The 24,798-nt window shown below is 38.9% G+C and carries 19 protein-coding genes; 15 read left to right on the top strand and 4 right to left on the bottom strand.

Annotated elements, in window-relative coordinates; translation table 11 throughout:
- Nucleotide 1: 1 nt before the first annotated feature.
- The 3 genes from panD to dinG all read left to right on the top strand — a co-directional run bounded on the left by panD (nucleotide 2) and on the right by dinG (nucleotide 5,705).
- The gene (gene panD / locus RCJ95_RS02875; protein ID WP_009370842.1) at nucleotides 2-385 is read left to right on the top strand and encodes an aspartate 1-decarboxylase; all 384 of its coding nucleotides are present in this window, start codon (nucleotides 2-4) and stop codon (nucleotides 383-385) included.
- A gap of 227 nt (nucleotides 386-612) precedes the next feature.
- A complete protein-coding gene (locus tag RCJ95_RS02870) occupies nucleotides 613-2,754 on the top strand; it encodes a 5'-nucleotidase C-terminal domain-containing protein (protein WP_446721873.1) in 2,142 nt (713 codons plus the stop codon).
- 179 nt (nucleotides 2,755-2,933) lie between these two features.
- Nucleotides 2,934-5,705, top strand: coding sequence for an ATP-dependent DNA helicase DinG (gene dinG / locus RCJ95_RS02865; protein ID WP_446721872.1), 2,772 nt, complete (start codon nucleotides 2,934-2,936; stop codon nucleotides 5,703-5,705).
- A 164-nt stretch (nucleotides 5,706-5,869) separates the two neighbouring features.
- Here dinG and RCJ95_RS02860 read toward each other — a convergent pair whose 3' ends face one another.
- Nucleotides 5,870-7,690 (bottom strand): sensor domain-containing diguanylate cyclase, encoded by a 1,821-nt coding sequence (locus tag RCJ95_RS02860; protein WP_446721871.1) that lies wholly within the window; start codon nucleotides 7,688-7,690, stop codon nucleotides 5,870-5,872.
- 175 nt (nucleotides 7,691-7,865) lie between these two features.
- Here RCJ95_RS02860 and RCJ95_RS02855 point away from each other — a divergent pair, with 175 nt between their 5' ends.
- The 5 genes from RCJ95_RS02855 (at nucleotide 7,866) to RCJ95_RS02835 (ending at nucleotide 11,117) form a co-directional block, all read left to right on the top strand.
- Nucleotides 7,866-8,633 carry an isocitrate lyase/PEP mutase family protein gene (locus tag RCJ95_RS02855; RefSeq protein WP_446721870.1) on the top strand — a complete coding sequence of 256 codons (768 nt, stop codon included), beginning with the start codon at nucleotides 7,866-7,868 and terminating at the stop codon, nucleotides 8,631-8,633.
- A gap of 25 nt (nucleotides 8,634-8,658) precedes the next feature.
- Nucleotides 8,659-9,216: a bifunctional transcriptional activator/DNA repair enzyme AdaA gene (locus tag RCJ95_RS02850; protein ID WP_257521727.1), complete on the top strand. Its 558-nt coding sequence runs from the start codon at nucleotides 8,659-8,661 to the stop codon at nucleotides 9,214-9,216.
- Between the two features lie 14 nt (nucleotides 9,217-9,230).
- Entirely contained in the window at nucleotides 9,231-10,145 is a 915-nt protein-coding gene (locus RCJ95_RS02845) for a DNA-3-methyladenine glycosylase family protein (RefSeq protein ID WP_446721869.1), read from the top strand.
- Nucleotides 10,132-10,617: a methylated-DNA--[protein]-cysteine S-methyltransferase gene (locus RCJ95_RS02840; protein WP_221680634.1), complete on the top strand. Its 486-nt coding sequence runs from the start codon at nucleotides 10,132-10,134 to the stop codon at nucleotides 10,615-10,617. The genes RCJ95_RS02845 and RCJ95_RS02840 overlap by 14 nt, the downstream gene beginning before the upstream one ends.
- 182 nt (nucleotides 10,618-10,799) lie before the next feature.
- Nucleotides 10,800-11,117 (top strand): DUF378 domain-containing protein, encoded by a 318-nt coding sequence (locus RCJ95_RS02835; RefSeq protein ID WP_004232735.1) that lies wholly within the window; start codon nucleotides 10,800-10,802, stop codon nucleotides 11,115-11,117.
- Nucleotides 11,118-11,209: 92 nt separating this feature from the next.
- Here the strand turns inward: RCJ95_RS02835 and RCJ95_RS02830 are convergent, their stop codons facing one another.
- The 3 genes from RCJ95_RS02830 to RCJ95_RS02820 all read right to left on the bottom strand — a co-directional run bounded on the left by RCJ95_RS02830 (nucleotide 11,210) and on the right by RCJ95_RS02820 (nucleotide 15,447).
- On the bottom strand, nucleotides 11,210-12,730 hold the full coding sequence (locus RCJ95_RS02830) for a CoA-acylating methylmalonate-semialdehyde dehydrogenase (RefSeq protein WP_337976065.1): 1,521 nt from the start codon (nucleotides 12,728-12,730) through the stop codon (nucleotides 11,210-11,212).
- A 13-nt stretch (nucleotides 12,731-12,743) separates the two neighbouring features.
- Complete coding sequence (locus RCJ95_RS02825) at nucleotides 12,744-14,105, bottom strand: aspartate aminotransferase family protein (protein WP_369354410.1); 1,362 nt, start codon at nucleotides 14,103-14,105, stop codon at nucleotides 12,744-12,746.
- Between the two features lie 172 nt (nucleotides 14,106-14,277).
- Nucleotides 14,278-15,447, bottom strand: coding sequence for a PucR family transcriptional regulator (locus RCJ95_RS02820; protein WP_221680637.1), 1,170 nt, complete (start codon nucleotides 15,445-15,447; stop codon nucleotides 14,278-14,280).
- Nucleotides 15,448-15,587: 140 nt separating this feature from the next.
- Here RCJ95_RS02820 and RCJ95_RS02815 point away from each other — a divergent pair, with 140 nt between their 5' ends.
- From RCJ95_RS02815 to RCJ95_RS02785, 7 genes are all read left to right on the top strand, one after another.
- The gene (locus tag RCJ95_RS02815) at nucleotides 15,588-16,832 is read left to right on the top strand and encodes a Zn-dependent hydrolase (RefSeq protein WP_054550727.1); all 1,245 of its coding nucleotides are present in this window, start codon (nucleotides 15,588-15,590) and stop codon (nucleotides 16,830-16,832) included.
- 44 nt (nucleotides 16,833-16,876) lie between these two features.
- Nucleotides 16,877-18,280: a dihydropyrimidinase gene (gene hydA / locus RCJ95_RS02810; protein WP_313149980.1), complete on the top strand. Its 1,404-nt coding sequence runs from the start codon at nucleotides 16,877-16,879 to the stop codon at nucleotides 18,278-18,280.
- A 100-nt stretch (nucleotides 18,281-18,380) separates the two neighbouring features.
- Nucleotides 18,381-19,748 (top strand): NAD(P)-dependent oxidoreductase, encoded by a 1,368-nt coding sequence (locus RCJ95_RS02805; RefSeq protein WP_221680640.1) that lies wholly within the window; start codon nucleotides 18,381-18,383, stop codon nucleotides 19,746-19,748.
- Between the two features lie 193 nt (nucleotides 19,749-19,941).
- On the top strand, nucleotides 19,942-21,204 hold the full coding sequence (gene preA / locus RCJ95_RS02800; protein WP_369354409.1) for an NAD-dependent dihydropyrimidine dehydrogenase subunit PreA: 1,263 nt from the start codon (nucleotides 19,942-19,944) through the stop codon (nucleotides 21,202-21,204).
- A 124-nt stretch (nucleotides 21,205-21,328) separates the two neighbouring features.
- Nucleotides 21,329-22,843 carry an NCS1 family transporter gene (locus tag RCJ95_RS02795; RefSeq protein ID WP_369354408.1) on the top strand — a complete coding sequence of 505 codons (1,515 nt, stop codon included), beginning with the start codon at nucleotides 21,329-21,331 and terminating at the stop codon, nucleotides 22,841-22,843.
- A gap of 45 nt (nucleotides 22,844-22,888) precedes the next feature.
- A complete protein-coding gene (locus RCJ95_RS02790; RefSeq protein ID WP_004232753.1) occupies nucleotides 22,889-23,098 on the top strand; it encodes a hypothetical protein in 210 nt (69 codons plus the stop codon).
- Nucleotides 23,099-23,354: 256 nt separating this feature from the next.
- Nucleotides 23,355-24,728 (top strand): amino acid permease, encoded by a 1,374-nt coding sequence (locus RCJ95_RS02785; RefSeq protein ID WP_221680643.1) that lies wholly within the window; start codon nucleotides 23,355-23,357, stop codon nucleotides 24,726-24,728.
- Nucleotides 24,729-24,798: the final 70 nt, after the last annotated feature.

The raw sequence follows: 24,798 nt of genomic DNA, 5'->3' as shown, positions 1-24,798 counted from the left end.
TATGTTACGTATGATGATGAATAGTAAAATTCACCGTGCAACAGTGACACAGGCAGATTTAAACTATGTAGGCTCCATAACAATAGATGAAGATATTTTAGATGCAGTAGGTATGCTGGCAAACGAAAAAGTACATGTTGTGAATAACAATAATGGCGCTCGTTTTGAAACATATATTATAGCTGGTGAACGAGGATCAGGTGTCATTTGTGTTAATGGCGCAGCAGCAAGACTTGTGCAGCGTGGTGATATTGTCATCATTATTTCCTATGTGTATGTGGATAATCATGAGGCTAAAGACCATCAACCAACTGTAGCCATCATGGGAGAGGGCAATACAATTAAGGAAATGATTGCACACGAGCCAGAAGCAACCGTGATGTAATTCAGCAATAGTATAACTTAATACTAGAGAGGAGGATGGCAAAGCATAGCCAATCCTCCTTTTTTATGATTGAATTTGTTATAAAAGTAACTGGTAAAATTTTGCTTTTATTACTATTAAACTAGTTTATAAAATTATAATTTTACAAATGTTCTAGTATTTTGCGTCATATTTATGTAGAATTTAGTTGTTAGTACATCATTTTACTAGTGGAGGTATCATTTGTCATGGAAAATAAACGTAACAAATTTTTAACAGTAACTGCAGCAGCATTGGCTGTAACAGCGGTAGCGGTAGTACCAGCATCAGCAGCAAGCCCTTTTTCGGATGTAAAGGAAAGTCATGCAGATTTTGAAGGCATTTCTACACTTTATGCAGCAGGGATTATTAGTGGTTACCCAGATGGTACATTCAAACCAGATACTAATGTCACACGTGGACAAGCGGCAAAAATGATTGCAGGCGCATTAAAATTGGATACAAAAGAAGTAGAGGATCCAAAATTTACGGATATTAGTGCATCAAATCCTTATTATGGCTCGATTGCAGCTCTAGTAGGATTAAATGTCATTACAGGCTATGGAGATAATACTTTCCGTCCAAACCAAACAATTACACATGGCGATTTAGCAAAAATCTTAGCATCTATTCCAACATTACCGGAGCTTGAAAGTGCAAAAAATCATGAGGCTAGTGAAAAAGTTACACGTGGACAACTGGCGACATTCATTGCAGAGGCTCTAACAAAGTCAAACCCAGAAACACCAGAAACTCCAGAGACTCCTGAAACACCAGAAGATGCCTTCTCATTATCGATTTTACATGTGAATGATACACATGCTCGTGCAAATGAATTACCTAAATTGGCGACAGCTGTAAAAGAACAAAGAGAAGCAAAGAAAAATGTTTTAACATTACATGCTGGCGATGCATTCAATGGTACATTGTATTTCAATGAATTCCATGGACAAGCAGATTTAGCGCTATTAAATGAAATTGGCTTTGACGCAATGGTATTTGGTAATCATGAATTTGATTTAGGTGCATCAGCAGAAGGCCATCAAGCATTAGCAGATTTTATTAAAGGTGCTAAATTCCCATTTGTGGATGCCAATACAGATTTCTCAGCAGATGATAAATTCACTGGTTTATTTACAGACTTAATTTCAAGTGAACCTGAAAATGGTAAAATTTACTCTGGTATTGTGAAAGAAATTGATGGAGAAAAAGTAGGTATTTTCGGCTTAACGACAGAGGAAACGGTTGATATTGCTTCTCCTGATAAAGTAACTTTTACAAATTATATAGAGGAAGCGAAAAAAGCAGTGGCAGCCTTTGAAGGAATGGGTGTCAACAAAATTATCGCTTTAACACATATTGGCTACAATGATAATCCGAATGTTGATAATGATATTTTACTAGCTAAAAATGTATCAGGCATTGATGTTATTGTTGGTGCACATGATCATACAAAATTAGACGAACCATTCGTTGTTGATACAAATACAGTAGGCGAAGCAAAGGATGCTACATTAATTGTACAGGCCAATGAGTATGTTAAATACTTAGGTACGCTTGATGTAACATTTGATGGAGATGGTGTAGTTACTGAATATGGTGGCGAATTAATCGACCTTGGTAAGGTAGCTGAAGACGAAACATTAGTGAAATTACTAGCACCTTATAAAGCAAAAGTAGATGAAGTGAACAACAAAGAAATCGGTGTAACACTAAAAGAAGCTTTAGCTAACCCACGTGCAAGTGAAGCAAGTCTTGAAAGTGTGCGTAGTAATGAAACAGCCTTAGGTAATATCATTACAGACGGTATGCTAGCAAAGGCACAAAAATATACTGATAAAACGGTTGTAATGGCATTACAAAATGGCGGTGGTATTCGTGAAGCAATTCCAGCTGGGAATATTACAGTTGGTCAAGTAATTACAGTATTACCATTTGGTAATACATTAGCATTAATGGATGCAACAGGTGCTGAGCTAAAAGCAGCATTTGAAGTGTCCTTGAAAAATGCACCTAAAGAAAATGGTGGCTTCTTACACATTGCTGGAGCGAAATTACAGTATGATTCGTCAAAAGAAGTAGGCTCACGTGTTGTATCTATCGAATATTTAGATAAAGCAACAGGTAAATACGTTACTATTGAAGATGGTAAAACTTACACAGTAGCTACAAATGCCTATACTGCTAAAGGTGGGGATGGCCTAGATATGTTTGCTAAAGCATATGAAGAAGGTCGTGTTACAGATTTAGGCTTATCTGATTGGGAAAACCTTCAAGAGCAATTACTATCACTTAAAGAAGTAAAAACAACAACTGAAGGCCGTATTGTTGATGTAGCAAAAAAACAATAAGCTTAATGTTTGTTTGAGTAAGTTCTCAATAAGCGATTCCACAACGCAACCTTAGGGGATTTCTCTAAGGTTGCGTTTTTGTATGGATGCGGTGATTTAACAAAGAGGAGAAAGGATGCCGCAGAGCCAATAATATGATAAAATTCAACTTATCTAATGTGAACTGTGAGTTGAGATGTATGATGGAAAGTCAAAAATATGCAATTGTAGATTTGGAGACAACTGGTCATTCACCAGCCAATGGGGACCGGATGATTCAAATTGCCATTGTTATTATGAAGGATTGGGAAATTGAGCATACCTATACGAAGTTCATTAATCCAGGGAAAGCTATTCCAACTTTCATTCAAGATTTAACGCATATAACAAATGAGGATGTAAAGGATGCCTTCCCATTTGAAGCGCATGCGGATTACATATATGAGCTACTGGCTGACTGTGTATTTGTTGCACATAATGCAGATTTTGACTTAACCTTTTTACAAGCAGAGTTTAAACGTGCTGGACTACCGAAATGGCAAGGTAAAAAAATGGATACGGTGGAGCTAGCTAAAATTTTGTTCCCTATGTCACTTGGTTTTAAGCTAGGGGATTTAGCGGCCGATTTAAATATAGAGTTAGCAAATGCACATCGAGCGGATGACGATGCACGCGCGACAGCTGAGCTATTCAAGCATTGCTGGAAGGAGCTACTAAGTTTACCGCAGCTTACACTTGAACAGATGCATAAGCGTTCATTTCGCTTGAAATCAAATATTTCTCAGCTTTTTTTTGAGGCGTTGCAAATTAAGCGCCAGCATACGACGGGCCGCGAAAATGTACATTATTACCGTAATTTTGCCATTGGCAATGGCCGAAATAAGCATGAGCATGTGACAGAAACGATTGCCTACCCTCAATCAGTAGATGAGAAAATAACTTTAATGGCAAAGGCACTGCCAAATTTTGAGGAACGTCCTGCACAATTTGACATGATGGACACGATTTGGCGGGCATTACATGAACAACAGGAGTGCGTGATTGAAGCTTCTACAGGTATTGGTAAAACTGCTGGCTATTTACTTCCAGCCATCTTATTTGCCCGTGCTGTCAATAAAAAGATTGCCATCAGTACGTATACTTCCTATTTACAAGAACAGCTTGTAGAAGAAGAGCTACCAAAGATCGAAAAAATCCTTGGGACAAAGGTGAATTTGTGTGTGCTGAAGGGAATGCAGCATTATATTGATCTCGATCGCTTTGAGCAATGTATGGCATATGCTGATGAATCCTATGATGATACATTTACTATTTTACAAATACTTGTGTGGTTGACCAAAACAGAGACAGGTGTGTTGAGCGAGCTCAATGTTTCTGGTGGCGGACAACTGTTTTTAGAAAAAATCCGAAAAATACCGAATGACAAGCCTTCAAAGGGCTTTGATTTCTATGAGCAAGCTTTAAAGAACAGTGCAGTTGCTGACTGTATTGTAACGAATCACGCCATGGTTTTAAGTGATTTAGTGCGTCAAACACCACTCTTTACAGAAATAGATGGCTGGATTATTGACGAGGCGCATCAATTTATTCAGGCTGCTATGCAGCAGGATGAAGTAGTCTTCTCCTACACACAATGGAAGTATATTTTTGGACAAATTGGTACGATGGAGGATACGGCTTTATTTCAGCAGTTTTGCCAGGCAGCGAAGAAAAAACAGCGAGTAGCCATGCGAAATTTACAGCATCTTGATGCACAATTTATACGTTTGCAGCGGACATTTGATGATACAATCCAGAGAACAATTCAAAAATTGCAACAGCAAATGAAAGGGAAACAAGCAGGTAGCAAATGTACCTTGTTTTTAGAGGATGTTTCACTTGCGAAAGAATCGTTTGCACAAGTAAGCAAACTAACCCAGCAATGGCTAGATCTCGCTACTACCATTACACAGTCGTTCGAAAATGCGATTGAGCAGCTAGATAAAAACGATCAATATGTATTATCTGAATGGCAATATTGGATTCGAGAAGTAAAGATAAAAATTGCTGAATGGGACGATATTTTTCTGTCACCACAGGAAGGCAATTCTGTTTGGTTAGAATTTGATGTACGGAGTGTCCCTGGCAGTCTCCATGTTTTTAAGAAGCCTGTCAATGTAACGCCGATAATTGAACAAGTATTAGCACCATTACGTCAGCAAGCAAGTATTGTTTGGACATCAGGCACATTAACGGTACCAGGCAATGAGCGCTTTGTTACACGCCAGTTGGGCATTTCTGATGATGTTGAAGTCTTGAAACTACAAGCTCCGCCAGCCTATTATGCTGGAGCTAAGGCATTTATCGTCACCGATATGCCAGATATTCAGCATGTCAGCCAAGAAGAATACATTGAGGCTGTTGCCCATGCAATTACGAGGACTGTTCGAATGACAGAAGGGCGTTGCTTTGTACTCTTTACAGCACAGGATATGCTACGAAAAACAGTCGAGCTTATCCAAGATAGTGAACTATTAGATGATTACATGCTATTTGCACAAGGTGTAACAGGTGGTAGCCGTATGCGCATTCTAAAATCATTCCAAAAATTTAGTCATGCCGTTCTATTTGGTACAAACAGTTTTTGGGAGGGTGTAGATGTTCCAGGAGATGCACTGGCCTCTGTCATTGTCGTACGATTACCATTTTCTTCACCAGAAGAGCCTGTTTTTAAGGCGAGGGCAAAGCACCTAACTACTCAAGGCCGCAATTCCTTTACTGAGCTTTCCCTACCAGAAGCGATCATGAGGTTTAAGCAAGGCTTTGGTCGATTAATACGTTCTTCGCAGGATAAAGGAGCTTTTATTGTCCTAGACCGACGAATTACTAGTAAGTCATATGGGAAAGAGTTTATTAAGGCATTGCCACCTATCGATGTCAAGAAATTGCAGCTACCCGAATTGTTAAAGGAACTAAATCATTGGCAAAAATAATAGAAACCCCTTTTAGCATTGCTAGAAGGGGTTTTTTACATATTGTTGAAGTCATAAAAGAGTGGCGATGTTTATGATTCTCGTTGCTTGTTTTTATTTTGCTCATCAAAAAGATTAGCGTTTTATTATTCAAAAGTCAATGTGTAAACAAGGACAAAGAGGCGTCAAGGTAATGACGCCTCTGTTTTCGTCTCCGGTTTTGTATGATCTAGTAAAAATTCCACACGATTTCTACCATGGTGTTTGGCCTGATATAAAGCCTTGTCACATCTAGATATTAAGGAATGAATTGTATCGCCCATCACAAAGCATGTCACACCAAAGCTTCCTGTTTTGTGACCAACAACTGGAAATGAATGCTGTTCAAGCTGCTGTCTTAGATTTTCAGATAGCTGCACAGCATCCTTTAAATGGGAACATGGGCAAATGACTAAAAACTCTTCACCACCCCATCTACCAACGATGTTCTCAGCTCGTACATTATTTTTCAATAGCTCTGCTACAGTTTGTAATACAATATCGCCTACCTGATGACCATGTTCATCATTAACGGCTTTGAAGTGATCAATATCTAACAGAATCGTAGAAAGAGGTGTTCCATTTCTTTGAGCTTGTTCTAATTCTTTTTCTAATACATCATCTAGGCGTACACGATTTGGAATCTGTGTTAGATGATCTGTGTTAGCTAATACTTCAAGCTTCAGCTTCGCTAATTCAAGCTCTTGGGTGCGAGCGTGTACTTTCTCTTCAAGTTGCTCATTTAACGTTTCTTGCATGATTTGATGTTCTTTCTTGATAATATTGATTTTATCTCCTAATGCTAAAGATAAAAAGATTGATTCAAAAATAGCTCCAATAGCCGGAACCTCCTCAAATATACGTGGATGGAACGGGATCACACTTAAAAAGGCTAGTGCTTGAACGATAATGGAGCCAAGTAAAACCGTCCAACCAATTAGATAAAATCGAGCCATTTTTTGGCCCTTTACTAATACAAAAATGCCTGACAACCATAAAAAAATAAAGACAACAACAGCAAAGCTAGTTGTAAAATTGTTGGTGATGGACACATCCGGAATGATAAAGGAGGCCATTAAAGAACAGATCGTAATCCATAAAAGCAATTTCCCTATTTTGTGGAATAGCGGTAGAAATTTTTTTAACTCTAAAAATTGAATGCAAAATAAAAGCATAAATACAAGCAAAAGATTTCCACTGACTGTTAAAGATTTGATAAAGAACGCTTTAGGCAACCATGATCCTAATAATTCAATGTCTAGTGAATTTAACGTAGCTTGATAGAAAATAAAGCTCAGCATATATAAAACATAGAAGAAATATGCTTTGTCTTTTAATGAAAAATATAAAAATAAATTATAAATTAAGAGGGCGGATAAAAAACCATAAAAGATACCTGTTAAAAATTTATATTCGCTGATCTTGTTGATGAAACTGATTTCACTATAAAGATAGGATGTTATACTGAATGGTAATGCTCCGTCTAACTTGAAATAAATTTCACGAATAGCAGGATCATTGATTTGAAATAAATTAGATCGTGAAGGTATCGATTGCTCCCCTAGATTGGTAATTCCTCTTTTTTGTACCTCGTAGGTCCCATCCGCTTTAATGACATACATATCAATGCTATCTAGTTTATCTGTTACCTCTAGCAAATAGGATTCATTTTTATCTATTAAAATATCATCCATGGATAAACGTAACCAAATCGTATCTCTCGTATGCCAAAAGAATGGATACGATTGATTACTAGCCACAAAAGAATGGTCATGGACACCACTCAATAAATCTTCGATAGAGGCCTTTTTGGAAGTGTCTCGAAAAATTTCATAATGCTGTCCTAACACAATAGGATCTAGCAGCTTATCTGTTGGGCTGATTGCACAAACAGAGGGGATAATGGCGAACATAACTAGGATAATAAGTGCGAATAAATTTATTTTTCTGACTATTTTATTTTTCATGTAAGGGTCATAGCTCCTATTCTTCAGTTACTAGATTATATGTAAACAATTGAATAGCCTATTACAAGATATTTGTTACAACATTATTATAGACCATAACAGCAAGATTGAGGACGAAATAAAAGGATAGTTCCTGATAATATAAGGTCTAACAAATAGCATGGAGGCTTATATTATGTCAAAAATTCAGCAATTTTATGATTTACATTTTTCACAAGAGCTATTATTTATTGGAAATGCTTGGGATGTTTTATCAGCATTCACATTAGAAAAGGCAGGTTTTCAAGCAATTGGCACAACAAGCTGGGGCATAGCAAACTCACTTGGCTATGCGGACGGTGAACAAATCGATTTTCAACGACATCTAACAATTATTCAATCCATTACAGAGCAAGTCAACATACCCGTATCAGCAGATATTGAAGCGGGGTATGGCCATGATGAACAAAGTATTATCGACAATGTTTTGAGAACGGCAGATGTGGGAGTAGCAGGGATTAACATTGAAGATTCCCTTAAACATCAAACAGGCTTAAGAAGCATAATTGAACACTGTTATTTATTAACAAACATGAAGAAAGAATTAGATAATCATGGCTATAAAGATTTCTTTATTAATGCTCGAACGGATACGTATTTTCAATTGGAGCAACCATTTGAGGAAACATGCACAAGAGCAAAAGCTTATATTGAAAGTGGAGCAAGTGGTATATTTATCCCAGGCTTAACAGATGCCAATGAAATAAGCACGGTGACTTGTAATATAAATGCGCCCATTAATCTTCTTTCTTTACCTAATTTAACGAATGTCAAGCTGTTAAAAGAATTAGGGGTGAAACGTTTTAGCTTTGGTAATGCACTTTCAGATAAAATAATTGCGCATTTAACACAGCATGCTGCAAAATTATTAAAAGACCAAGATACTTCTGTGTTATATATTTAGTCGATGGGAATGAGGTGAAATAATCATGGACGATGCAGTCAATTTATCATTTGAGGAAAAATGGGAAAAGATTATAACGTGTGATCAAACCTATGATGGGCTTTTTTATACAGCGGTTAAAACTACTAAGATTTATTGTCGTCCTTCCTGTAAATCCAGAAAACCGAAAAAGATGAATGTTGAATTTTATGAAGATATCCAAAAGGTAGAGGCGGCTGGCTATCGGGCATGTAAACGATGTCAGCCTGAAATCGAACATTCCCCACACTCGCAATTGATTAAAAATGTCACGACTTTTATGATGAACGAATATAAACAAAGAGTGACTTTACAGGATATGGCGGAGCATGTTGGCCTCAGTCCCTTTCACCTTGAACGACTATTTAAACAAGAGACTGCTGAGACACCCCGAACGTATTTAGAGAAAATCAGAATTGATAAGGCTGCCCATCTATTAAAACATACCGACTTTACAAATTTAGAGATATGTTATGAAGCTGGCTTTCAAAGTCCATCTAATTTTTATAAAGTTTTTCGACGGATGAAAAATTGTTCACCTACAGAATACCGTAACTTATCGTAACAGGGGGACATGATATGAAATGGACAAACGATGTTGGTTATTTAGTGATCAAGTTACCACAAGCATTTAATTATAGAGAGTGTTTGCAGTTCTTAAAGCGCTCACATCACGAAATTCTTCACCATATAAAGGATAATGTGCTCTACAAATTATTGAAGATTGATGAACAGTTTATTTTATGTGAAATAACTGAGCAAGCCCATAAAATAATAGTAACATTTCCAATGAAACAGCCAGCTAGCCATGAACAGGCAATCATCGCAAAATATGTCGCAGAGTGGTTTGATTTAACAAAGGATTTACAGGGGTATTACCAGATGGCTGAAAACGATCAAATCTTAAGTTCACTTGTGAAAAAATATAGCGGATTACGGTTAATCGGGATTCCTGATTTATTTGAAGCATTAGTTTGGGCAATTATTGGTCAACAAATAAATTTATCTTTTGCCTATACGTTAAAAAAGAGATTTGTCGAGCAATTTGGAGAATATATTTACTTTGAAGGGCAAAGCTATTGGCTGTTTCCAACGCCAGAGAGAATAGCTGTTATTGAGGTAGATAATTTGATCAACCTCCAATTTACACGGCGGAAATCAGAATACATTATTGATATTGCCAAAATGATCGCAAGCGGTCAATTGACAAAAGATTTGCTGTGTCAACAAGAGGACTACGAAGCCATGAAAAAAAGATTAATGGACATTCGAGGTATTGGAGCATGGACAGCAGATTATGTGCTTATGAAGTGTCTGCAACAACCGACAGCATTTCCTATAGCAGATGTTGGTCTGCATAATGCTTTAAAAACACAACTAGGCTTAGAACAAAAACCAACAATTGAAGAATTAAAGAACTATGCGGAACATTGGCAAGGCTGGCAAGCTTATGCCACCTTTTATTTATGGAGGTCACTGTATGAAACGGTATAAATTAGATTATCCATCACCAATTGGGATTATAGAAGTTGAGGGAAGTGATACAGCAATTGATGCCATTAACTTTGTAGAGCGAGAGCAAGTCGTCAATGCTCCTCAGCAAGACACACCTGAAGTTTTACTAGAATGTGTTAAGCAATTGCATGAGTATTTTCTAGGTGATCGTCAGGAGTTCTCATTTCCTTATGTTTTTCAAGGTACAGATTTTCAACAAGCTGTTTGGCATGTTTTACAGAGTGTAGGATTTGGTGAAACGGCTTCATATAAGGATATCGCCATTGCTATTAACAATGAAAAAGCTGTAAGGGCTGTTGGTAGTGCGAATGGTAAAAATAATATCAGCATTGTTGTGCCATGTCATCGAATTATCGGCTCCAATGGAACGCTAACAGGTTATGGAGGCGGGATGTGGCGCAAAGAATGGCTGCTTCAGCATGAGCAGACACATAAAAATCCATCCAAGTAACGCCATTCATCAGCGTACGTTATTTCGCCATTTGTACACAGTATAAAAAAGAGGTTATTGCAAAAAATAAGACCGTCAAAACGGCGGTTGTAATGACTAGTCTTTGTCATTTTATCGCTTCTTATGACACCTCCCTGCTAAGAAATATAGCTTGGAGTATTGAAAATAAAGGAGGTGTACACATGAGCGTGCTTTATAGAATCGCCTTAGTACTAGTTATTATAGGTGCAATCAACTGGGGACTCATTGGATTCTTTAGATTTGATTTAGTGGCTTATTTATTTGGTGGACAAACGGCGGTCTTATCTCGTTGGATTTATGCACTCGTTGGTCTTGCTGGGCTAGTTTCGATTCCAATTCTTGTAAAGCGATTTGAAGACGAGGATGATGTGGATACATTCACTCGTATGGATAGAAATCCTAGCTATGGCATGGAGGCTGGGGAAGAAACAGATTTCTCAGAAGTAAGAAAAACGGAAGAGAAAAAAGAGAACAAGTAGTTAAACTGTAAAAACTGATGACCATGTTGGTATGTCAGTTTTTTCAAAATATTCGCGTAGTTATTGACTACGCGAATATTTATTTTTTAGGATTAGTCCTGATTACTTGGAAATGCAAAGGAAGAGGTAACGTCATTCCCTTGTTCTATCCATTTTTCTGAAATGGTTTTCGCTTTTGTGAAGAAACGTACTTGGTCAGGTCCAAACATATGTCCCTCACCAAATCTTGAACGTTTCCAGCCACCAAAGTTATGATAGCCTACTGGAATAGGAATCGGTACATTGACACCTACCATACCTACTTCAATTTCAGTGGTAAACTTTCGAGCTGCTGCACCATTGTTTGTAAAGATGGTTACACCATTTCCTAATTCATGGTCATTAATAAGGGCTATAGCTTCCTCTAATGTTGCCACGCGGACGACATTCCGTGCAGGTCCAAAAACCTCTTGTTCATAAATTTCCATCCCAGGCTTTACATGATCGAGTAATGTAGGTCCAAGATAAAAACCGTTCGATTGTTTGGCAATTTCCGGATTTCGCCCATCGCAGACCAGTGTTGCGCCTTCTTCTAGGCTACGATCGATATAGCCAATGATGGCATCCTTAGATTGCTGAGTAATGACTGGTCCAAAATCAACTTCGGCATCTGTATAGGGACCCACTTTTAACTTGGCAATTTTATCGGCAAGAATACCCACTAATTTATTGGCTGTATCCTCACCAACAGGAATAATGGTAGACAGTGCCATACAACGCTGGGAGGCAGCTCCATAGGCAGCCCCTAAAAAGGCATTTGCTACATGCTCTAAGTCAGCATCTGGCATAACCACCATATTATTTTTACCTCCCCCTAGTGCCGTGACACGCTTCCCATGTTTAGAGGCTGTAGCATAAATGGCTTCTGCAACTGGCGTAGAGCCTACAAAGGAAATCGCTTCAATGTCTGGATGGCATAACAGCTCATTCACAGCATCTTTGTCCCCATTAATAACAGTCCAAACCCCATCTGGTAAGCCTGCCTCTTTCCACAGCTCTGATAAAAATAATGCGGAGCAAGGAACCCGCTCTGACGGCTTCAGAATCACACAGTTTCCTACAGCCACCGCCATGCTTGTAATTGCTAGCGGTACCATGACAGGGAAATTAAATGGTGAAATAGCCGCTACAATGCCTAATGGTTCTTTCAGAGAATAGGCATTGATATGACCACCAACATTCACCGAATACTCTCCTTTAAGTAAATGTGGAGCATTGATAGCTAAATCAACAGATTCTAACCCGCGAGTAATTTCGCCCTTGGCATCCTCAATCGTTTTGCCACTCTCTGTACAAATCATATCAATTAGTTCATCGATATTTTCTGTTATGAGTTGGCGGAATTTAAGGATAATTTCAGCTCGTTTACCAACTGATAAGGCACGCCAAGCAGGAAAAGCCGCTTGGGCAGCAGCAATCGCCTCCTGTACCTCTTGTTTTGTTGCCAAAGGTACGCGAGCAATGACGGTACCAGTGCTTGGGTTGAATACATCTGAAAACTGGCCGCTTTTCCCTAGAACTGTTTGTCCATTGATAAAATGACCTAAATCCTGTATGTCTGTATTCGTTACCATCTACTTATTCCTCCTACAGTTTAATAGAATGTAAGGCTTGTACAAATTTTTCAACAATGAAATTCTTCTCATCTGAGGAAATATTCAGAGGAGGAGATAAGGTTAACACATTATTGAAACCTGCCACGGTTACCCCGTTTTTCCCAATGATTAACCCTTGTTCCTTGCATTGTGTGATTACTTTGTTCACAAGCGTAATGTCGAGCGGTGTTTTGCTGTCTTTATCTTGTACTAGCTCTACGCCAATTAATAAGCCTTTCCCACGAACATCCCCAACATTCGGGTGCTCCTTTAATTGCTCCTGTAATGTAGTGAGTAATGTAGCACCTAGAGCAGCCGAGTGGGCAAATAAATTTTCCTTTTCCATTATTTCAATATTTTTTAATGCGACGGCACATGCTGCTGGTGATCCACCGAATGTGTTGACATGACGGAAAAAGTCATATTCCTCAGTTCCAGCAAACGCCTCATAAATTTCACGACGAACAGCTGTAGCAGACAGTGGCATATAAGCGCTTGTTAAGCCTTTCGCCATAGTCACAATATCAGGCTGGATGCCGTAGTTTTGGAATCCAAAAGCTTTGCCTGTACGACCAAAACCACAAATGACTTCATCGACAATGAGTAGTGCGCCATGCTTCTCACAAACAGCTTTAACTCCTTGTAAGTAACGGTCGTGGGGCATAATTACACCACCGCCAGTAATAATAGGCTCCATAATGACTGCTGCTATGGAATCTGACATTTCCCAAGTCATAACATGATCGATTGCTTGGACGGATGGTAATGCACAAGGGTCCTTACTTTGAATATGGTCCTCATTGGCACGATAAGTGTCAGGTGGTGTGACATGTAAAAAACCTGGTGCCAGTGGCTCATATTTATATTTTCGTTGAGCTTGTCCAGTTGCTGCAAGAGCACCCATCGAGCTACCATGATAGGCACGGTAACGAGAAATAATTTTCGTTCGATTGACGTGACCTTTTTGTTGATGATATTGTCTAGCTATTTTGAAGGCTGCCTCATTTGCCTCAGAGCCACTATTAGAGAAAAAGACGACATAATCATCCCCTAAAAGCTCATTAATTTTTTCACTTAATTGAATAGCAGGGATGTGCCCAATAGATAATGGGGTATACGTATTTTCTAGCAGTTGCTCATAGGCAACTTTGGCAATCTCCTCACGTCCATAACCAACGTTCACACACCATAAACCTGCCATTGCATCTAAATAGCGCTTACCTTCAATGTCAGTAATCCATGCTCCTTTAGAGGATTGGACGATCATTGTTGCATTTGGATTGTAGGGCTTCATAGAATGCCATACAAATTGTTCATCTTTTACTTGCCAATTGGGACTTGTTACATTTGTCACGAAGCTTCACTCCTTCTAAACAGGTAGTTGATTAGCATGCATATGTTTTCCTCAGATGTGGACAACAAAAATGCACAGTCGCCCCCATTTGTACTTTATATGTATGCTTCCAGAATTTTAGAAGGAGTATTTAACGAGAAAGATAATTCAGTTAATTTAAAATTGTGACAGGCTATTGATGCATTAAGACATCCTCAATTAAAAAGGCAATATACAAATTAGTCTTCGTAAAGGGATTGCCTAAGTCCATATCTAATAGCATTTCAATTTTCTTAATTTTATAGAGGACCGTGTTTCGATGTATAAATTGACGTTCACTAATCCTGCTTGTACTGCCATTTTCCTCAACGAAAATCCGTAAAAAAGGTACATAGTCTGTCCCATGTAATTCATCGTAGCGATAAAGCTGTCCTAAAATATCCTGACTGAACGATTTCATTAGGGGCTGATTTTTCACAGCCATCAATATTTTATAGGCACCGATTTCTTTATACTTATACAAATAACGGTTGTTATGAAGCTGTGCTAAATGGATGACGGTTAAGGACTCATCATAGCTTTGGCGAACATTTTCTAGCTCTTTATGAAAGTTACCTTTGCCGATAATAATATCCAAGTAACCATTTTTTAGTGTGATTTTTTCATAGATTTCTTCCACAACTTTTGAGAAGGGGATATTAGGTGTATTGATTTGTGCTTTATCAATTAAAAAGATGAGGTGATTTTTATGCTTTAATTTTAAGAAGCGTTGATAGCGATTTTGAAAAGCGAATTGGATCATGACCTCATAACGGTCAATAGCTGTTTGAGAGCCGATGGTTGTACAAGTTATGATCGCTAATTCTCTTCCTTGAGGAAATCCTAGCTGTGCTAGTTGATCTTTCATTGTGTTAGTGTTTTGTTTGTAATGAAATAGTAGATTGAAAAGAACCTTTTCTTCGATAGAAAGCTCTTGATGGTGATTGGCAATAAATTGAAAGGTAGTTTTTAATAGATCAGCAATGCGATAATTCCATGGCATTTGAAAAATTGGGAAATCATGTTGATTGGCAAAAGAGATGACGGCTTCTGGAATGCTAGGAATGAATGGTCCTGTATTAATGATAAAGCCAGCTACTTTTTTCGTGTATGCCTGTTTGACAAGATGTTCCAAGGAGTCTTGCTGCGCATCTAAATGAATACCTGTTGTGACGACTAATTCATTGGGTCTACAAAACATGATTAAATCACTGCTTTCCACAACATTAATACCAGTAACTCTGCGATACGTACCACTATGTCCAGCGACTAATGTGAGCATTGGGAAATGAACTCCCTCTACAATTTTACGAATCGTCCCCATACGTTCCCCCCTTAATTATGAACATAACTTACCATATATGATGTGCAGTTGCACATATTTTTTTAGTTTACTATCCATATCTCACAAATTTTATCTATTTTAGAATGTTTATTAACTACTGTGAAAGAGAGGACTTGCATATGTATAAATGTAATAGTAGACGATTGCAAGAGTTAATTGAACAATTTAGTCAATTTGGGGCCACCGAAAATGGTGGCGTCACACGTTTGTCTCTTTCGAATGAGGATGTATTAGCAAGAAACTATTTTTGTGAGTGTTGCAAAACGTTAGGAATGGATATTCAGGTGGACGATATGGGCAACATTTACGCCACTCTTCCTGGTAAAAAGAATGTGCCACCCATTGTCATGGGTTCCCATCTAGATTCAGTAGAAAAAGGTGGAAGATTTGATGGTGTGTTAGGTGTACTAACAGCGATCGAGGCCATTCGAACAATAAAGGAAAATGATATCGAAGTGGACATTCCTCTTACGATTGTCAATTTCACGAATGAAGAAGGGGCACGTTTTGATCCAGCCATGATGAGTTCAGGCGTCATCACCTCAAAATTTGACAAAGAAAAAATGCTCCAATCTACAGATAAAAACGGCATTCGTTTTCAACAAGCTTTACAAGCAAGTGGCTATGAGGGAGAGCAAGCCAATCGTCTGAAGGAGGCACTTGCTTATATCGAATTGCATATTGAACAAGGGCCAGTATTAGAAGCAAAACAGCAGGAAATTGGTGTGGTTGAAGGTGTGCTAGGCATGGTCTGCTATGAAATTACAATTAGTGGGCAATCAAACCATGCAGGTACAACCCCAATGTCAATGCGTAAAGACCCAATGATTGTGGCATCAACCATCATTAAAGAGCTATATGAACAATTAGGAAAAATTGACGAACAACTTGTTTTTACTTTTGGTCGTATGAATGTTTCCCCGAATATTCATACCGTTATCCCAAATAAGGTGACATTTACAATTGATTCACGTCATCAAAAGCCAGAGGTCATGCAACAGGTTGAGGATATTCTCAACGCGCTTCCTGAGACAGCGGGCGGATGCCATATTCAGCCTGTCAAGTTATGGGGCAGAGATACCGTGTATTTTGATAGTGCGATTTGCAATGAAGTAGAAAGAGCTTGTCAAAGCTTTGGCTATTCATCTCATCGTATGTTTAGTGGCGCTGGACATGATGCACAGTATATGGCAAGTATGGTTCCTTCCGCGATGATTTTTGTTCCAAGCATTCAAGGCAAGAGTCATTGTGAAGAAGAGGAAACAGCCTTTGAAGATTGTGCAAAGGGCGCAGATATTTTATTGGAAACGGTGTTAACGCTACAAACGAAGTTTAGTATGGGCGAAACATATACACTGCATTAACTATCAAGCATTCTCTAATTTTGTGATGAAGGGTGAGAGGCATAGTGAAAAAAATTATTAAAGGTGGACGAGTAGCAACTGCTGCTGATGTATTTGAGGCAGATATTTTAATTGAGAACGGTAAAATTGTTCAAATTGGACAAAATTTAACGGATGCTGGCGCTGAAATAATTGATGCTACAGGCAAGTACGTATTGCCTGGTGGCATTGATCCCCATACGCATTTAGACATGCCATTCAATAACACGGTGACGGATGATGACTGGAAATCAGGCACCATTGCAGCGGCTTTTGGTGGGACAACTACTATTTTAGATTTCTGTTTAACAGCAGGAGAAGAAAAATTATCGACAGCCGTAGAGAAATGGCACGACAAGGCAAAAGGAAAGTCTGCTATTGACTATGGCTTCCACTTGATGATTGGTGATCTAACACCTGAAACCGAAGCTGAATTACCACAATTATTGGAGCAAGAGGGCATTACTTCTGTCAAGGTCTTCATGGCTTATGCAAAAGAATTCCAAGCAACAGATCGTACACTATTTAAAGCCTTTAAAATCGCTAAGGATCTTGGTGCGATAGTGATGGTTCATTGTGAAAATGGCTCTGTTATAGATGAGTTAGTAGAGGAGGCAAGACGTGCAGGACATAAGGAACCGATCTATCATGCACTAACTCGTCCAGCGGAATTGGAGGGAGAGGCAACAAAACGTGCTATCGAATTAGCGCATATAGCTGGTGCGAAGCTCTATGTGGTGCATGTGACATGTAAAGAAGCGGTAGATGAAATTATTGCTGCTCGTGAAAAGGGCTATGATGTTTATGGCGAAACTTGTCCACCGTATTTAACGCTCGATCAATCCGCATTAGCGCAACCAGGCTTTGAAGGAGCCAAATATGTTTGGTCACCGCCACTTCGACCTAAATATCATCAAGAACATTTATGGAATGCCTTAAAGGCAAAACAGCTACAGACGATTGGCTCAGACCAATGCTCCTTTAGCTTTAAAGGTAAAAAGCAGTTAGGCTTAAATGATTTCTCGAAAATTCCAAATGGCGGACCATTCATTGAAGACCGCTTCAGTATTTTATACTCAGAGGGCGTGGCAAAAGGCAGAATTTCCATCAATGAATTTGTAGATATGATCTCTACTAGTGCCGCAAAAATATTTGGCTTATTCCCGCAAAAAGGAACGATTGCAATTGGTTCAGATGCGGATATCGTCATTTTTGACCCAGAGGCACAGCGCCAAATTTCAGCTAAAACACATCATATGAATGTGGACTATAACCCATATGAAGGCTGGGAGGTAACAGGTGAGCCTGTTAGTGTACTCGTACGTGGGGAATATGTCATTAAAAATAAAGAATTTGTAGGTGTACTTGGCAGTGGACGATACATCAAACGTCCATTAAAAACAGTAGCTGCGGAAGCACTAAACATTTAGCTTCCTGCAGGATAGGACCGATTGTTTTGACTGGAGAGCAAAGCAATCGGTCTACGTAATTAGGGTACGGAAAAAATGAACACATGAGGGGGATGTGGAAATGGTTCCGATTCAAGAAAATGCAATGACCGTTCAGCTTAGACGTAATTTTGTAGAATTAAAGGGTAAGATGACAAAGAATGAGGCTATTGAGGAAGCCAATCGTTGTCTGTATTGCTATGACGCACCATGTATTAAAGCATGTCCAACAAGTATTCAAATACCCAATTTTATAAAAAAAATTGCATCTGGTAATATGAAGGGTTCTGCTACGACTATATTAGAAGCAAACCCAATTGGTGCAAGCTGTGCAAGAGTTTGTCCAACGGAAGAACTGTGTGAAGGGGCGTGTGTCTTAAATTCTTCAACAAAGCCAATTAAAATTGGTGAGTTACAACGTTATGCAACGGATTGGGCAATGGAAACCAATGCTCAGCTATTTAAGGCAGGTCCACATAATGGACAGAAAATAGCCATTGTAGGGGCAGGTCCTGCTGGTTTGTCTGCAGCTCGTGAGCTCAGTCGCTTAGGCTATCAAGTAACTATTTATGAAGCTGAAGCGAAGGCTGGGGGCTTAGGAAGCTATGGAATTGTAGCATTCCGATTACCAAATGATGTCGTAGATTGGGAAGTAGAGCAGATTGAACAGCTTGGTGTGGACATTCAAACGAATACAGCTGTAGGTGTGGATATTTCTGCAGATGAAATTTTGGCGCACTATGACAGTGTGATTTTAGCTGTTGGTATGGGTGCTGTCCCAAACTTGGGCATTGATGGAGAAGATTTAGAAGGGGTACATGATGCAATTGAGTTTATTCGAAAAACAAAAATGGGACCGCTTACAAATGATATTGTTGGGAAACGAGTAGCCGTAATCGGTGCTGGAAACACGGCGATAGACGGTGCTACAAGTGCGGTGCGTTTAGGCGCAGATAATGTACAAATTCTCTATCGTAGAACAGAAAAAGAAATGACAGCATACAAATTTGAATATGAATTTGCCAAGCAGGATGGTGTGGAATTTAAATGGCTAACTGCACCTAAAAAAATTATTGGCAATGAAGCAGGAAAGGTGACAGGCATTGAATGTGTGAAAATGAAGCTTGGTGAGGCAGGTCCTGATGGTCGACAACGCCCTGAAGAAGTAAAGGGCTCTAATTTTATCATTGAAGTGGATGCTGTTATTAAAGCCATCGGGCAAACTCGTTTTGTATCGTTAATTGAAGCCTTTGGTTTAGCTCATACAAATGGTGTCGTAGACATTGATGAGACAACAATGCAAACGTCCAATGACAAAGTATTTGCATGTGGAGATGTTGTCTTTGGTAATGGACAGGGTGAAGCGATGGTAGTGACCGCTGTACAGCAAGGAAAAGATGCAGCATATAAGATTCATGAACGTTTAAGAAAACCAAGTGAGATTGCATAAAGTGAACCTTCAATCAGGGAGGCTCTTCCTCCACTGGTTGTTAGATTCACCAATCGGGTTTATACAGGCTGTTAATCCCCCATCTGAATGATTGCATTAGCCTATGTTTTGAAATGGTGGTCATACAGCCTGTATTTGGCACTATGCTTTCAGTTGACAAAAGATTGTTAGTACGGATAGAGGGGGAACTTATATGGCAGACTTACGCATTAATTTAGCGGGCATCAAATCGCCGAATCCATTTTGGCTAGCATCTGCTCCACCAACGAATTCAGGCTATCAAGTCCAACGTGCATTTGAAGCGGGCTGGGGTGGCGCAGTTTGGAAAACGTTAGGAGAACCGATTTTAAATGTGTCTTCCCGTTTTGCAGCAGTTAGCTATAATGGCCAACGTGTGGCAGGCTTTAACAATATTGAATTAATTACGGATCGACCATTAGAAGTGAATTTACAAGAAATTTATGAGACGAAAAAGAAATTTCCTAATCACGCAATTATTGCCTCGTTAATGGTGGAACCAAAGCAAGAAAAATGGCATGAAATTGTCAAACGAGTAGAAGATGTGGGGGTTGATGGTCTTGAGCTTAACTTTGGTTGTCCACATGGGATGGCAGAACGAGGCATGGGTTCTGCCTCTGGTCAAGTCCCTGAATTGGTGGAAAAACAAACGTATTGGGTAAAGGAAGCGGCGCGTACACCTGTTATTGTTAAACTAACGCCCAACATTACGGATATTACCGTGACGGCTGAAGCGGCAACACGAGGTGGAGCAGATGCTGTGAGTATGATTAATACGATTAACAGTTTAGCTGGTGTTGATTTAGATTCTTGGAATACAGTACCACATGTGGCTGGAAAAGGAGCTCATGGGGGCTATTGTGGTCCAGCAGTTAAACCAATTGCACTGAACATGGTTGCAGAATGTGCTCGTAATCCATTAGTCAATGTACCGATTTCGGGCATTGGGGGGATCTCCAATTGGCAAGATGCAGCGGAATTTATATTAATGGGTGCGACAGGCGTACAGGTATGTACAGCAGCAATGCATCATGGCTTTAGTATTGTGGAGGATATGATTGATGGGCTGAATAACTACTTAGATGATAAAGGTCTAGCTTCAGTCATGGATTTAGTTGGTCGCTCTGTACAAAGGTATTCAAACTGGGGTGATTTAGATTTAAATTATAAAATTGTCGCAGAAATTAATAATGATGTTTGTATTAATTGCAATAAGTGTCATATTGCTTGCGAGGATACATCCCATCAATGTATTGACCTTTATACGGAGGATGGTCGCCCAATGCTAAAGGTTCGTGAGGAAGACTGCGTAGGCTGTAATTTATGCTCAATTGTTTGTCCTGTCGATGGAGCCATTTCAATGGTTGAACGCCCATCTACAATTCCGTCAATGACATGGAATGAACGCCAATCACTTCTTAGCAGTCTATCAAAATAAAGGACCGTTGTTCATTTTTGAATAAAGATTAAAATCGAAATTCCACCTTCCTTCAGCATTTTGGGTGAAGGAAGGCACTTCAAGTAGGTTGTCACGGAAATTAGAAAAAAAGGAGAGAAACATTATGGAACGTGAAGGGAATTATTTAAAATCCCCAGATTTACTTCCAGTGACACATCAACAAAGAAATATTGGAACATTTGGTTTTGCGGTGATTTGGATAGGAATGGCAATTGTATTAGCGGCTTTTGCCATTGGTGGTTCGGCTATCATGAATTTATCCTTACCAATGGTGATTGTGGCAACATTGGTAGGTTCTTGTTTAATTGGCGTCTTTATGACGTTAATTGGTGACATCGGAATAGAGCATGGATTATCTTTCCCTGTTTATATGCGTGCACCATTTGGCACATTCGGTACTCATATACCTTCTCTTGTACGTGGTGTTACAGCTGCCTGTTGGTTTGGTTTGAATACGTATTTTGGTGCATTAGCGATAAACGGAATTTTAAATTTATTGTTTGGCTTTGATAATTGGTTTATCTGCTTCCTTGTGTTTGCAGCGCTTCAACTCTTTAATACATCTCTTGGTATTAAATCCATTGAGCGTTTTGCTGATTTAGCAGCCCCTGTCATTATTTTAATTTCTTGTTGGATGTATTACACATTGGCAGATAATGCAACATCTCAGGGAAAAAATATTTGGACGTGGGTGGAAACCCCAACAACAGGCTTCGCTGCTTTTACCGCCTTTATGGTAGTGGTGATGGCAAATATGGGCTTTTGGGCAACATTAGCAGCTGATATGCCATCCTTATCCCGTTTCTTTAAAGCACCTAAAAATGAGCGTAATTGGTTCAAGCGTAATAAAACACAGCTTGTAGGCTCTTTAATTGTCATGCCCATTACTAACACATTCATTGTTACGATTGGTGCAGTTTGCTATATGGCAGTTGCCTCGGCAGACCCAATTAATGCCTTACAGCAAAGTGCAAGCGGCTTTATTCTTGGGATTCTATTGCTGATGATTGTATTAGCACAATGGTCGACAAATACCTCTGCCAACGTTGTACCAGCAGCTACTATTTTCTCTAATATCGGGGGACCAAAAGTGCCATTCTGGGTAGGGGTAGTTATTGCAGGGATTATTGGTATTCTTGCACAGCCTTGGAGTCTATTTGATGTCATGGTCAATGTCCTATTAATCATTGGCGGTATTTTAACAGCGATTGTAGGTATTTTATTTGCTGATTACTACCTGATTCGTAAACGGCGCGTACATGTAAAAGAGCTTTATGAATTAGATGGGCAATTTAAATATTATAAGGGCTTTAATATGGCTGGGTTAATCGCCTGGGTAATCGGTGGTGCAGTTGCCAATATATTTTCAACTTACTCTTCTTTAGTAGGGTTCGCTGTAGGCGCGATTGTATATTATGTATTAGCGAAGTATTGGTGGTTTAAAAAGTATCCACAAGCTGAGCTAGATGATCCAAGTGATGCCAAATATTTAGGTATTACAGTCGGACATAATTTAGATGAAATATTTGGCCAACCAGCAGCTCCAACGGCGGTCCCAAATGAAGATGAACTGGTGGAGCAACCAGATCCTCTGTTAGAGATGAAGGGTGCCGAGTAAGTGAGACAACATCAAGACATTTTCAAAAGAAGGTGAGGTGATGGCATGTCTGAATTCCAACAAAGCACAGAGGAAATTCAAAAAGTAGACCATTATTTAGATAGTGGCTTTAAAATCAAATATGTCTACGAAAATTTAAGTGGGATGTTTGTAGAATTTGCACGTCAAGAAGAAGTGACTTTGCTACAAATTCTAACAGCAGATGCACGTAAATACTTCTCTGCTAAATTACACGAACAAACTTTATTACAATAACGAAGCAAACTCTATTCCTTTCGACTTGAACGGAATAGAGTTTTTTGAATTTTCTGATTTAAATAATGTTGAAGTAACATCATATTTCGTACAAACATCAATTAAATCGTCGTTATTACCTATTTTTCGTTATTCTATTAAAATAGCAATATTTTTTGTTTTTCCTAAAAATACATTTGTCTTTTTTAGAAAAATTGATTATTATTTTAAAGTAAAAACATCGTAGAAAGAACAACAGGAAAAGAGGCGTTATGGAGTGGCCAATAAGGAATTGAAAAGAGGATTAGAAGCACGTCATATTCAAATGATTGCACTTGGCGGTACGATTGGTGTTGGGCTATTTATGGGCTCAGCAAGTGCTATTCAATGGACGGGACCTTCTGTACTCCTTGCCTATGGTATTGCAGGTATTTTTATTTTTTTCATTATGAGGGCAATGGGTGAGATGCTTTATATGGAGCCAAGTACAGGCTCTTTTGCCACATTTGGCTATAAATATATTCATCCTTTAGCAGGGTATTTAACAGCTTGGAGTAACTGGTTCCAATGGGTTATTGTTGGGATGTCTGAAATTATAGCAGTAGGAACGTATATGCAATATTGGTATCCAGAATTACCGGCTTGGATACCTGGTCTAATTGCAATGGTGATTTTAGGTGTGGCGAACTTCATTTCTGTCAAATCATTTGGAGAATTTGAATTCTGGTTTGCGATGATTAAAATTGTTACGATTATTTTAATGATTATTGCAGGGGTCGGACTTATCTTCTTTGGCTTTGGCAATGATGGGATAGCAATCGGCTTATCCAATCTGTGGAGTCACGGTGGCTTCTTTACAGGTGGCTGGACAGGATTTTTCTTTGCCTTATCTTTAGTTGTTGCGGCCTATCAAGGGGTGGAGCTCATTGGAATTACGGCGGGAGAAGCAAAAAATCCGCAGAAAACAATTACCAATGCGATTCAAAGTATCATTTGGCGTATTTTAATTTTCTATATCGGTGCAATCTTTGTCATTGTTACAGTGTATCCTTGGGACGAGCTTGGCACAATTGGTAGTCCTTTCGTTGCGACATTTGCTAAGGTAGGTATCACAGCTGCTGCAGGTATTATTAATTTCGTCGTCATCACTGCTGCAATGTCAGGGTGTAACAGTGGAATCTATAGTGCTGGACGTATGTTATATACACTTGCTATGAATGGACAAGCACCAAAATTTTTCGCAAAGCTTTCTAGTAATGGCGTGCCTTTATTTGGAACAGCGGGCGTATTAGTGGGGTTAGTTATTGGTGTTATTCTAAGCTATATTGCCCCTAAAAACTTATTTGTTTATGTGTATAGTGCAAGTGTTTTACCAGGGATGATACCATGGTTTATCATTTTAATAAGTCAAATTCGTTTTAGAAAAGAAAAGGGAGCGCAGCTAGCTAAGCATCCTTTCAAAATGCCGTTCGCACCGATTACAAACTATGTAACAATCATCTTTTTAATCATGGTACTAGTCGGCATGTGGTTCAATGATGATACACGCGTGTCATTAATAGTGGGTATTATTTTCTTAGTTCTTGTAACAATTAGCTACTACGTATTTGGTATTGGTAAAAACCGATACAGCAAAGATTCTATAGAATAGCGTAAAAGGATGCATCTCTAAATGGGATGCATCCTTTTTGTATGGCTATTTTTGCTAGCACAATTTTTAC

Source organism: Lysinibacillus sp. BSL11 (assembly GCF_052928325.1).
This window is presented reverse-complemented; position numbering and strand designations above follow the sequence as displayed.

Bases quoted from the DNA above. Each gene is read 5' to 3' on its own strand.
- RCJ95_RS02860 (WP_446721871.1), bottom strand. From the start codon at position 7,690: ATGAAAAATAAAATAGTCAGAAAAATAAATTTATTCGCACTTATTATC.
- RCJ95_RS02795 (WP_369354408.1), top strand. From the start codon at position 21,329: ATGGAACGTGAAGGGAATTATTTAAAATCCCCAGATTTACTTCCAGTG.
- RCJ95_RS02805 (WP_221680640.1), top strand. From the start codon at position 18,381: ATGGTTCCGATTCAAGAAAATGCAATGACCGTTCAGCTTAGACGTAAT.
- RCJ95_RS02870 (WP_446721873.1), top strand. From the start codon at position 613: ATGGAAAATAAACGTAACAAATTTTTAACAGTAACTGCAGCAGCATTG.
- RCJ95_RS02855 (WP_446721870.1), top strand. From the start codon at position 7,866: ATGTCAAAAATTCAGCAATTTTATGATTTACATTTTTCACAAGAGCTA.
- preA (WP_369354409.1), top strand. From the start codon at position 19,942: ATGGCAGACTTACGCATTAATTTAGCGGGCATCAAATCGCCGAATCCA.
- RCJ95_RS02820 (WP_221680637.1), bottom strand. From the start codon at position 15,447: ATGGGGACGATTCGTAAAATTGTAGAGGGAGTTCATTTCCCAATGCTC.
- RCJ95_RS02850 (WP_257521727.1), top strand. From the start codon at position 8,659: ATGGACGATGCAGTCAATTTATCATTTGAGGAAAAATGGGAAAAGATT.
- RCJ95_RS02835 (WP_004232735.1), top strand. From the start codon at position 10,800: ATGAGCGTGCTTTATAGAATCGCCTTAGTACTAGTTATTATAGGTGCA.
- RCJ95_RS02830 (WP_337976065.1), bottom strand. From the start codon at position 12,730: ATGGTAACGAATACAGACATACAGGATTTAGGTCATTTTATCAATGGA.
- dinG (WP_446721872.1), top strand. From the start codon at position 2,934: ATGATGGAAAGTCAAAAATATGCAATTGTAGATTTGGAGACAACTGGT.
- RCJ95_RS02815 (WP_054550727.1), top strand. From the start codon at position 15,588: ATGTATAAATGTAATAGTAGACGATTGCAAGAGTTAATTGAACAATTT.
- RCJ95_RS02790 (WP_004232753.1), top strand. From the start codon at position 22,889: ATGTCTGAATTCCAACAAAGCACAGAGGAAATTCAAAAAGTAGACCAT.
- RCJ95_RS02840 (WP_221680634.1), top strand. From the start codon at position 10,132: ATGAAACGGTATAAATTAGATTATCCATCACCAATTGGGATTATAGAA.
- RCJ95_RS02845 (WP_446721869.1), top strand. From the start codon at position 9,231: ATGAAATGGACAAACGATGTTGGTTATTTAGTGATCAAGTTACCACAA.
- panD (WP_009370842.1), top strand. From the start codon at position 2: ATGTTACGTATGATGATGAATAGTAAAATTCACCGTGCAACAGTGACA.